Origin of the sequence: Mesorhizobium sp. M7A.F.Ca.ET.027.02.1.1, from assembly GCF_004022985.1 — a bacterium.
Lineage (GTDB): Bacteria > Pseudomonadota > Alphaproteobacteria > Rhizobiales > Rhizobiaceae > Mesorhizobium.
Map to the genome: position 1 here is coordinate 1 of NZ_RZOL01000257.1, position 8761 is coordinate 8761.

8 protein-coding genes are annotated in these 8761 nt (G+C 63.8%); all 8 read right to left on the minus strand.

The annotated features are described in order from the left end of the window. The coding region (locus EN749_RS24055) for a nucleotidyltransferase family protein (protein ID WP_145990984.1) at window positions 1-655 on the minus strand (655 nt) is incomplete at its 3' end. Next, window positions 652-2163 (minus strand): tRNA (adenosine(37)-N6)-threonylcarbamoyltransferase complex ATPase subunit type 1 TsaE, encoded by a 1512-nt coding sequence (tsaE, locus tag EN749_RS24060; protein ID WP_128364112.1) that lies wholly within the window; start codon window positions 2161-2163, stop codon window positions 652-654. The genes EN749_RS24055 and tsaE, both read right to left, overlap by 4 nt. An 8-nt stretch (window positions 2164-2171) precedes the next feature. After that, complete coding sequence (locus tag EN749_RS24065; RefSeq protein WP_127808271.1) at window positions 2172-4727, minus strand: PAS domain-containing sensor histidine kinase; 2556 nt, start codon at window positions 4725-4727, stop codon at window positions 2172-2174. A 199-nt stretch (window positions 4728-4926) separates the two neighbouring features. Further along, window positions 4927-6327, minus strand: coding sequence for an adenosylhomocysteinase (gene ahcY, locus EN749_RS24070; protein ID WP_023810629.1), 1401 nt, complete (start codon window positions 6325-6327; stop codon window positions 4927-4929). A 181-nt stretch (window positions 6328-6508) separates the two neighbouring features. Next, entirely contained in the window at window positions 6509-6805 is a 297-nt protein-coding gene (locus EN749_RS24075) for an HPr family phosphocarrier protein (protein ID WP_027039963.1), read from the minus strand. Continuing rightward, window positions 6802-7203: a PTS sugar transporter subunit IIA gene (locus EN749_RS24080; RefSeq protein WP_010912939.1), complete on the minus strand. Its 402-nt coding sequence runs from the start codon at window positions 7201-7203 to the stop codon at window positions 6802-6804. The genes EN749_RS24075 and EN749_RS24080 overlap by 4 nt, the downstream gene beginning before the upstream one ends. 164 nt (window positions 7204-7367) lie before the next feature. Beyond that, window positions 7368-7814 carry an HPr kinase/phosphorylase gene (locus EN749_RS24090; RefSeq protein WP_128364113.1) on the minus strand — a complete coding sequence of 149 codons (447 nt, stop codon included), beginning with the start codon at window positions 7812-7814 and terminating at the stop codon, window positions 7368-7370. Window positions 7815-7846: 32 nt separating this feature from the next. Continuing rightward, window positions 7847-8761: HAMP domain-containing sensor histidine kinase (locus tag EN749_RS24095; protein ID WP_145990985.1), on the minus strand; the 915-nt coding region annotated here is incomplete at its 5' end.

Below are 8761 nucleotides of genomic sequence, written 5' to 3' on the forward strand. Positions count from 1 at the left end.
CCCAGTGGCCATGCATCGGCATGCCGAACAGGCGGCCGGGCCGCACTCGCTCAACGCCTATTTCGATTCCGCCATCGCGGCCGGCCGGTGCACCCTCGAACAGGCGCGGATGGACGATCGCCGCCCCGGCATAGATCAGCCCCGCCGGGTCGCCTTGCGAACGCCGCAAGCCGCCATCCGGCGCCACCAGGAAATCGGTGCTGCCGCAGTGTCCGGTCGCCTGTTGGAGATCCGCCAGCATCAGCAGAATATCCATTTTCGCCGCGTCCCATGCAAGGGCGAGGCGCTGGAGATTGAGAGGACCGTCATCGATCCAGAACGTGTCGGCGTTGAGGATGTAGAAGGGCTGATCGCCCAGTTCGGGCAACGCCTTGACGATGCCGCCGGCGGAATCGAGCAGTTGTTCGCTCTCGTCAGAAATGACGATGTTTGGCGCGCGGCGGGCAGTGACATGGGCGACGATCTGTTCGGGAAAGTAGTGGACGTTGACCACGGCCTTCGCGACGCCGGCGGCGGCCAGGCTGTCGAGGCTCCAGTCGAGCAACGTCTTGCCGGCAATCTTGACCAGTGGCTTGGGAATGGTGTCGGTGATCGGCCGCATGCGTTTGCCAAGCCCGGCGGCAAGTACGATGGCGGTGTCCGGTCTTGCTGTCACAGCGCTCGCTCCTCCAGCAAACCGTGGGCGTCGTAGAACTCGCGCAGGCTTGCCAGCGCCGGATGAGACAGAGCCCGGCGCAGATAGTCGCGGATGCGCGGCAGGTGCTTCAGATAATAGGGCTTGCCGTCGCGTTTTTCGAGGCGAACGAAGATACCGAGTATCTTGGAGTTTCGCTGCGCCGCCATGACGGCGTAGGATTCCAGGAAGCTTGCTTCGTCGAAAGCCCCGGCTGCGTGGCGCGCCGTGACATAGGCATCCAGCGTCTGTTTCTCGATCTCGGGCGAGATGGTGACCCGCGCGTCCATAGCGAGCGAGGCGACGTCATAGGCGCAAGGGCCGATCAGCGCATCCTGGAAATCGACAATGCCCAATCGATCATGCCCTGAACGGTCGCCGCGCCAGATGATGTTGGGCGAATGGAAGTCGCGCAGCATCAGCGTGACCTCGCGGCCCTGCAGCCGGTCGAGGAGTGCGTTCCATTGCTTGTGGTAGCCGGCGCGCAAGCTGTCGCTTGCCGGGCTGCCCGATATCGCCGGCACGTACCAATCGACCAGCAGATCGGCTTCGATCATCATGGCATCGCGGTCGAAAGGCGGCACATCGTGGAAGCCGCCTTGCCCTGTTTCCAGGCGCTGCGGCCAGGCCCTGCCATGCATCATGGCCAGCAGCTCGACCGCCGCTGCGCAACGCTCGGCCAGCGGCTGGCCATCGCCGCCGAGGAAACCTTCGGAACCAAGATGTTCGAGCAGCAGGAAACCTTGCTCCTGGTCCTCGGCATGGATTTGCGGAACGCTGACGCCACCTTCCTTCAAGGCGCGGTCGATGGCGACGAAGGCGGAGACCGACTGAGCGGTATGCGCGATCTCGGCATAGGGCTTGCCGTCGCGCACAGGCGGACCGAGAACCAGCCGTGGCGAGTTCATCAAGACCCGAGGCTTTTGGTCCGGCAACGAAACGATCTCGTAGGAGCGGGCCGAAGCATCGCCGATGAAATGGCGGCGCTGCGCTTCCCCCCAGCCGGCGTTCACAAGAAAGTCGCGCATGGCCAGCGATCGTGCCGCCCGATCGAAGGCATCACCCTGGCCTGACAATCGCGCCAGCCGGCCGTCGCCATGCTGGACGAGCTCGATCAGGACCGTGGTTTTCGGCAGATGGGCTTCCGCCCGTTCCGGCCATTCGACCAAAGCAGCACCCTGCGCCAGGGCTTCGTCGAACCCAAGCTCATCGAGCTCGTCCGCCGAGGACAGGCGGTATAGATCGAAATGATGGACCGGAATGCGGGTGTCGTAGCTCTGCACCAGCGTGAAGGTCGGACTCGGAACCTCGAGGCCGGCATCGTCGGCCAAGGTCCTGATCAAGGCCCGCGCCAGCGTCGACTTGCCGGCGCCGAGATCGCCCTTGAGGGCAAGCACGTCGCCTGGGCGCAGCGACAGCGCAAGATCCTCGCCCAGCCGCGCTGTGTGTGTTTCGTCGGCGAGTAAACGCTCCAGCACCAATCCCGTCATCGAGCGCGCTACTCGGCCGCGGCGCGGATGCCCGGCATGTCTGGAAAGGTGCAGATGACGGTCGTGCCCTTGTCCTTGCCGGTTTCGATGCGAACGCTGCCGCCATGCAGCTCGACGAAGCTCTTGACGATCGACAGGCCGAGGCCGGCGCCGCGCCGGCGGCCGCCATTGGCGCGCGGCTCGAAACGGCGGAACACCGAATCGAGCACATCCGGCGGCATGCCGGGACCATCGTCATGAACCGAGAATTCCACCCCATCCGCCAGATGGCGGCATGTGAGCCGGATGATGCTGGCTTCCGGGGCGTAATTGGCGGCGTTGCTGAGCAGATTGTAGAGGATCTGGCGGACGCGGACCTCATCGCCGTGAAACGTCTTCGGCGCCGCGATGGCGTCCACCTGGAGACTGATCGAATGCTCTTCCAGCCGGTCGGCCACCAGTTCGGCCGCAGCGGCGATGGTGCGATCGACCTGCACCTCGGAAATGTCGAGCTGCATGATGCCGGCGTCCACCGTCGCCAGGTCGAGGATATCGTTGACGATGGTGAGCAGGACCGCGGAGGACGAGCTGACATGCTCGACATATTCGCGCTGCTTCTGCGTCAGCGGACCGGTCGTGGGCTGCGACAGGAGTTCGGTGAAGCCGATAATGTTGGTCAGCGGCGAGCGCAGTTCATAGGAGACGTGCTGGACGAATTCGTTCTTGAGCTGGTCGGATTTTTGCAGCGCCTCGTTCTTGTCCTTCAGCGCCCGCTCTACATGGACGCTGTCGGTCACGTCGACGAAGGTCATCATCACCTGCCCGTTGGGCAGCGGGATCATGGCGTAACTCAGCACATTGCCGTTGTTGAGCTCGGTCTGTCCGTGGCGGTCGCGGCGCTCGTCGTCAAAGCCGGTGATGGCGGCAACGAAGCTGGGCCAGGGGCTGTCCGCGGCCTGCCGGTCGCAGAGGTCACGTATCGTCGACACGTGGACACTGGGCTTGGCCGCTTCACCGCTCAATCCCCAGAGAGTGGCAAAGGCAGGATTCGACAGCCGGAGCCTGCCGTCGGGTCCGAACACCGCCACGCCTTCGGCAAGATTGTCGAGCGTCTCGCCCTGAACCCGCACGGCTGTCTGGTAGCGGCTTTCGAGGTCCATCTTCTCGGTCAGGTTCTCGAACACCCAGGTCACGCCGCCCTTGGGCTGCGGATTGGCGACGACGCGAATGGTCTTGCCATCCGGCAGATGCCACCAATGTTCCTGGGATTCGACGGCGCGATAGGCGCCGAGCAGGCCTTCCTTCCAGCGGCGCCATTCAGGCTGTTCGGCGATCTTGCCTTCGCTGCGCAGCCGGTCGAGCAGCAAGGCATTGTCGGGTGCGCTGTGCAGGAAGCCGGCGTCCAGCCCCCAAAGCTTCTGGAAGGCTTGATTGAAGAACCGCAGCTTCTCGTCGGTGTCGAAAATGGCGACTGCCGTGTTGAGCTGGTCGAGCGTGTCGGCGTGGCTTCGCACCGTCCGTTCGTATTCGCCGCGAACGGCCTCAATGGCACTGGTGTCACAGGCAAGGCCGGCCGAGCCATCGCTGCCGGCGAAATCGGTGACCGCGAACACACGGCGGTCACCTTCGATCACGGTGGACAGCGACTGCTCGAAAACCGGATGCGTCTTGTGCTGGGCGGCAATCGCATCGCGCGCCTGGCCGCCGAGGAACTCTTTTTTCTCCCGGACCGCGGCTTCGGCATTTTCGGCTTCGACGGCATCGGCATAGGCGCGGTTGACCCACTTCAGCCCGCCACCCTCGCCGCGGAGCCATGCCGGCATGTTCAGCGCGTCGAGCAGGCCGATCATCGTGTCGTGGTCGGCGGCCAGCCGCTGGTTCTCGATCTTCAGCCTGGCCTGGCTGCGCTGCGTCTCCGAGAGCGAGACGAAACGCACGAGCACATGCGCGGCACTCTTGCGGCCATGCACTTCGAGCGGCGCACCGGCCTGCGATTCGATGACGAGGTCGAAGGGTTTGGCCTTCTCGCGCAATCCCGCGACGGCATGTTCGAGTGCCGCCGCCGAACGCGGCATCAGCCAGCGGCCGAAAGCGAGAAAAGCGGCCCTATCCTCGGGAGCGCCGCTTTCGACGGGCAATGTGCCGATAAGCTCGGGCTTCTTGTTTTCCGCGGCCCAGACGACCACGCGCTGGTCACGGAGATTGAGCAGCGCCTCGGAGCGGCGGAGCGCCGCGTTGATGTCGGCGAGGCGGCTCCTGAGTTCGACATTCTCCGCCGAGGTGCGGGCTCTTTCGCGGATGAGAACGATGGCCGATATCAGTGCGGCACCCGTCACGCCGACGAACACGGCAAGCTGCATGACCTCGATGGCGCTCACCGACAGTCCCGCGACGCTGGCAGCAGCGGTTTCGGCATGCGCGACGGCGCCAGCCAAGGGGCCCGCGAGCGCGGAGGTGGCAAGGAATGTCGACGCACGGGCGCGCCAGGACAGGCTCCCGCCTTCCAGGGCGGAGCCAGCAATCCCCGAATCGTCATGGCCGCCGGAAACGGCCCGTCCCGCTCTGTGCGGGTGTTGCCCCGGCATGTCTTGGTCCTCTCCGCCGCCTGAATGCAAGACCGCCCTGATGCGTGCCTCTCTTGACCCTCTCGGGCTGGAAGCATCGCCGAATCACCTGACAATAACCCCTCGCCGAATCGCCGTGAAGGCTGATGGCGCGCAAAAATAAGGCCGGGCGAAAAGTCAATCGCCCGACCTCAATATCTGGTAGTAATTTTAGCTTTGGTTAATAGCGGTAGTGTTCCGGCTTGAACGGGCCCTGCGGCGTGACGCCGATATAGGCGGCTTGTTCACCCGACAGTTCGGTCAGACGGGCGCCGAGCTTGTCGAGATGCAGGCGCGCGACCTTTTCGTCGAGATGCTTGGGCAGGACATAGACCTGGTTCTCGTACTGGCCGGGCTTGGTGTAGAGTTCGATCTGCGCCAGCACCTGGTTGGTGAAGGATGCCGACATGACGAAGCTCGGGTGGCCTGTGGCGTTGCCGAGATTGAGCAGCCGCCCTTCCGACAAAAGGATCATCCGCTTGCCGTCCGCGAAGGTGATCATGTCGACCTGCGGCTTGACGTTGGTCCATTTCAAATTGCGCAGCGCGGCGACCTGGATCTCATTGTCGAAGTGGCCGATGTTGCCGACGATGACCATGTCCTTCATCGAGCGCATATGGTCGAGGGTGACGACATCCTTGTTGCCGGTGGTGGTGATGACGATGTCGGCGGTGGGGGCCGCATCTTCCAGCGTGACGACTTCAAACCCGTCCATCGCCGCCTGCAGCGCGCAAATCGGATCGACCTCGGTGACCTTGACGCGGGCGCCGGCGCCCTTGAGCGAGGCCGACGAGCCCTTGCCGACGTCGCCATAACCGCACACGACAGCGACCTTGCCGGCCATCATCGTGTCGGTGCCGCGGCGGATGCCGTCGACCAGCGATTCCTTGCAGCCATATTTGTTGTCGAACTTCGACTTGGTGACCGAGTCGTTGACGTTGATGGCGGGGAAGGGCAGCAGGCCCTTCTTCTGCAGCTGATAGAGCCGGTTGACGCCGGTGGTCGTCTCTTCGGTGACGCCGCGGATCGCCGCCTTCTGCTTGGTGAAGAAGCCGGGCGAAGCCTTCAGGCGCTTCTTGACCTGGGCATAGAAGTATTCCTCTTCCTCGCTCTGCGGGTTGGACAGCACGTCCTCGCCGGCCTCGGCGCGGGCGCCGATCAGGATGTACATGGTGGCGTCGCCGCCATCATCGAGGATCATGTTGGAGAGGCCGCCGTCGGCCCACTGGAAGATCTTGTCGGTGTAGTCCCAATACTCCTCCAGCGACTCGCCCTTGACGGCAAACACCGGGATGCCGGCTTCGGCGATGGCCGCGGCCGCATGGTCCTGGGTCGAGAAGATGTTGCAGGAGGCCCAGCGGATATCGGCGCCCAGCTCCTTCAGCGTCTCGATCAGCACCGCCGTCTGGATCGTCATGTGCAGCGAGCCGGTGATGCGCGCGCCCTTGAGCGGCTGCTTGGGACCGAATTCCTCACGGCAGGCCATCAGGCCCGGCATTTCGGTTTCGGCGATCTCGAGTTCCTTGCGGCCCCAGCCGGCAAGCGAGATGTCGGCGACCACATAGTCCTTGCTACCCGTCATGGCAGTACTCCGATGCGAATGTTGTGCTTGCGAATTTGTTGCGGACACGCCCGCGCCGGTCGGCGCGTCGAAGGGCGCGAATTGCCGGCCTGACTAGCAGATCGGAGCAAGGACGACAATGGGATATAAAGAAATCTTTATCCCTGCATGTCTCTCAGACACGCATCGGCGCTCTACCTGATCAGCATTCCTCGCCAAAGCGGGACGCCACCAGCTGCTCCAGGGCGTCGATGACCTGCCGGGCTTCCGGTCCGCTGGCGGTGACGCGGATCGAATAGCCGGGGCTTGCCGCCAGCATCATCAGGCCCATGATCGAGGTGCCGCCGACCTTGACGCCATCCTTCTCGACATGCACCGAGGCATCGAAGCCGCTGGCCAGCTGGACGAACTTCGCCGAAGCGCGCGCATGAAGGCCACGTTGGTTGATGATGGGAAAATCCCGGACAATTTGGTCTTTTTCCGGGGACAGCGCGGTCATTTGCTGCTCAGGAGCTGGCTGGCGACATTGATGTATTTGCGGCCGGCGGCCTGAGCCTCATCGAGCGCGGCGGCCATATTGTCGCCCTTGCGGATCGAGGAGAGCTTGATCAGCATCGGCAGGTTCATGCCGGCGATCACCTCGGTGCGGCCGGATTCCATCACCGAGATGGCAAGGTTGGAGGGCGTGCCGCCGAACATGTCGGTCAGCACGATGACGCCGGCTCCGGTGTCGACACGGGCAACAGCGTCGACGATGTCGCGGCGACGCTGCTCCATATCGTCGTCGGCACCGATCGCCACGGTTTCGAAATTGTCTTGTGGCCCGACGACATGTTCGACGGCATGTCGGAACTCGGTGGCCAGTTGACCGTGCGTTACAAGCACGAGTCCGATCATTCTTTGGTGGCTCCCGTCATCGCCGCTTCACAGGCGCATTTTATGCTCGCCAGCCAATCCAGGCGGCGGGAGCGCTATCTTGTCGACGCACGGCCCGTTGACAAGCCCAAAATTGCGCAGGCACATGCCATTTTGACGCATTGCAGCAAAAAACCCGGAACGGATCATAGAAAAGGCGCGATCGACAGCCGCGCCATCACGGCCGGCAAGACCGCTGGGACATTGCGTTCGACCACGTCGACCCGCGGCACCAGGCAGCCGGCGATGCTGCTTGCGGCATCCTCCTGGAAGCGCACCGCTTCGCCGGCCGGCACCAGGCGGACATGGAGGTCGACGAGGCCTGCCGGCTCGAATGGCAGAGGTCGGGGGCCGAGCCCCGGCACCTCGGCGAGGCCTTCTATGGCGGCGGGAGCGCGGCACAGCAGTCGCCCGGCATGCGCCTCGACGAAGAGCTGATCGTCACCGACGAGCCGCGCGAACGATCCGCGATGGCGACAATGGTCGATGAGCGCCAGCGCCAGCGTCGTCTTGCCCGAACCGGAGGCTCCGGTGACGAGAATGCCGCGCTCGCCGATCAAAACCATTGTCGCGTGAATGTTTTCAGGCTGCATGGCTGGACCAGGCGTGGTTGGGATTCATGCTCTCAGCCTTCGGCCGGCAATGTCACCACGAAACGAGCGCCCTTGATCTCGCCGGGTTTGGTGCCGGGGATGTTCTCGGCGGTGAGCGTGCCGCCATGGGCCTCGACGATCTGCCTGGATATCGACAGGCCAAGCCCCGAATTCTGGCCGAATGCCTCGCCGGCCGGCCGGTCGGTGTAGAAGCGTTCGAAGATGCGGTCGATGTTGTCGGCCCGGATGCCGGGGCCATTGTCGTCGACGGTGACGATGTTGAACTTGCCGGCACGCGCCAGCGACAGGCTGATGTGGCCATGGTCCTCGGGAACGAAGGAACGGGCGTTCTCGATCAAATTGGTGATGACCTGGCCGATGCGCAGATCATGCCCGACGACGACGTAGCCTTTGACGCCTTGCGGCAGTTTGGCCGCCTTGAACTCGATCTCGACCGCCTTCTTGTTGCGCGTCGCTTCGCGCGAAACGGCGACTAGATCGGTGATGAATTTCTTCAGGTCGACGGTCCCGGCATCTTCACGCGCGAGTTCCGCGTCCAGGCGCGATGCGTCGGAAATATCGGTGATGAGCCGGTCCAGCCGCCTGACATCGTGCTGGATGATATCCATCAGCCGGCCGCGCGAATCGTCGTTCTTGGCCAGCGGCAAGGTTTCCACCGCGCTGCGCAGCGACGTCAGCGGGTTCTTCAACTCATGCGACACGTCGGCCGCAAAGCTTTCAATTGCCTCGATGCGGGCGTAGAGCGCGTTGGTCATGTCGCGTATGGCGATCGACAGATTGCCGATCTCGTCCTGGCGGTCGGAAAAGTCCGGGATTTCCTCACGGCTTTTGACGCCGCGCCGCACCCGTACCGCCGCTGCCGACAGCCGGCGCAGCGGGTTGGCGATGGTGGAGGCGAGCAGCATCGACAGGATGGCGGTGACAAG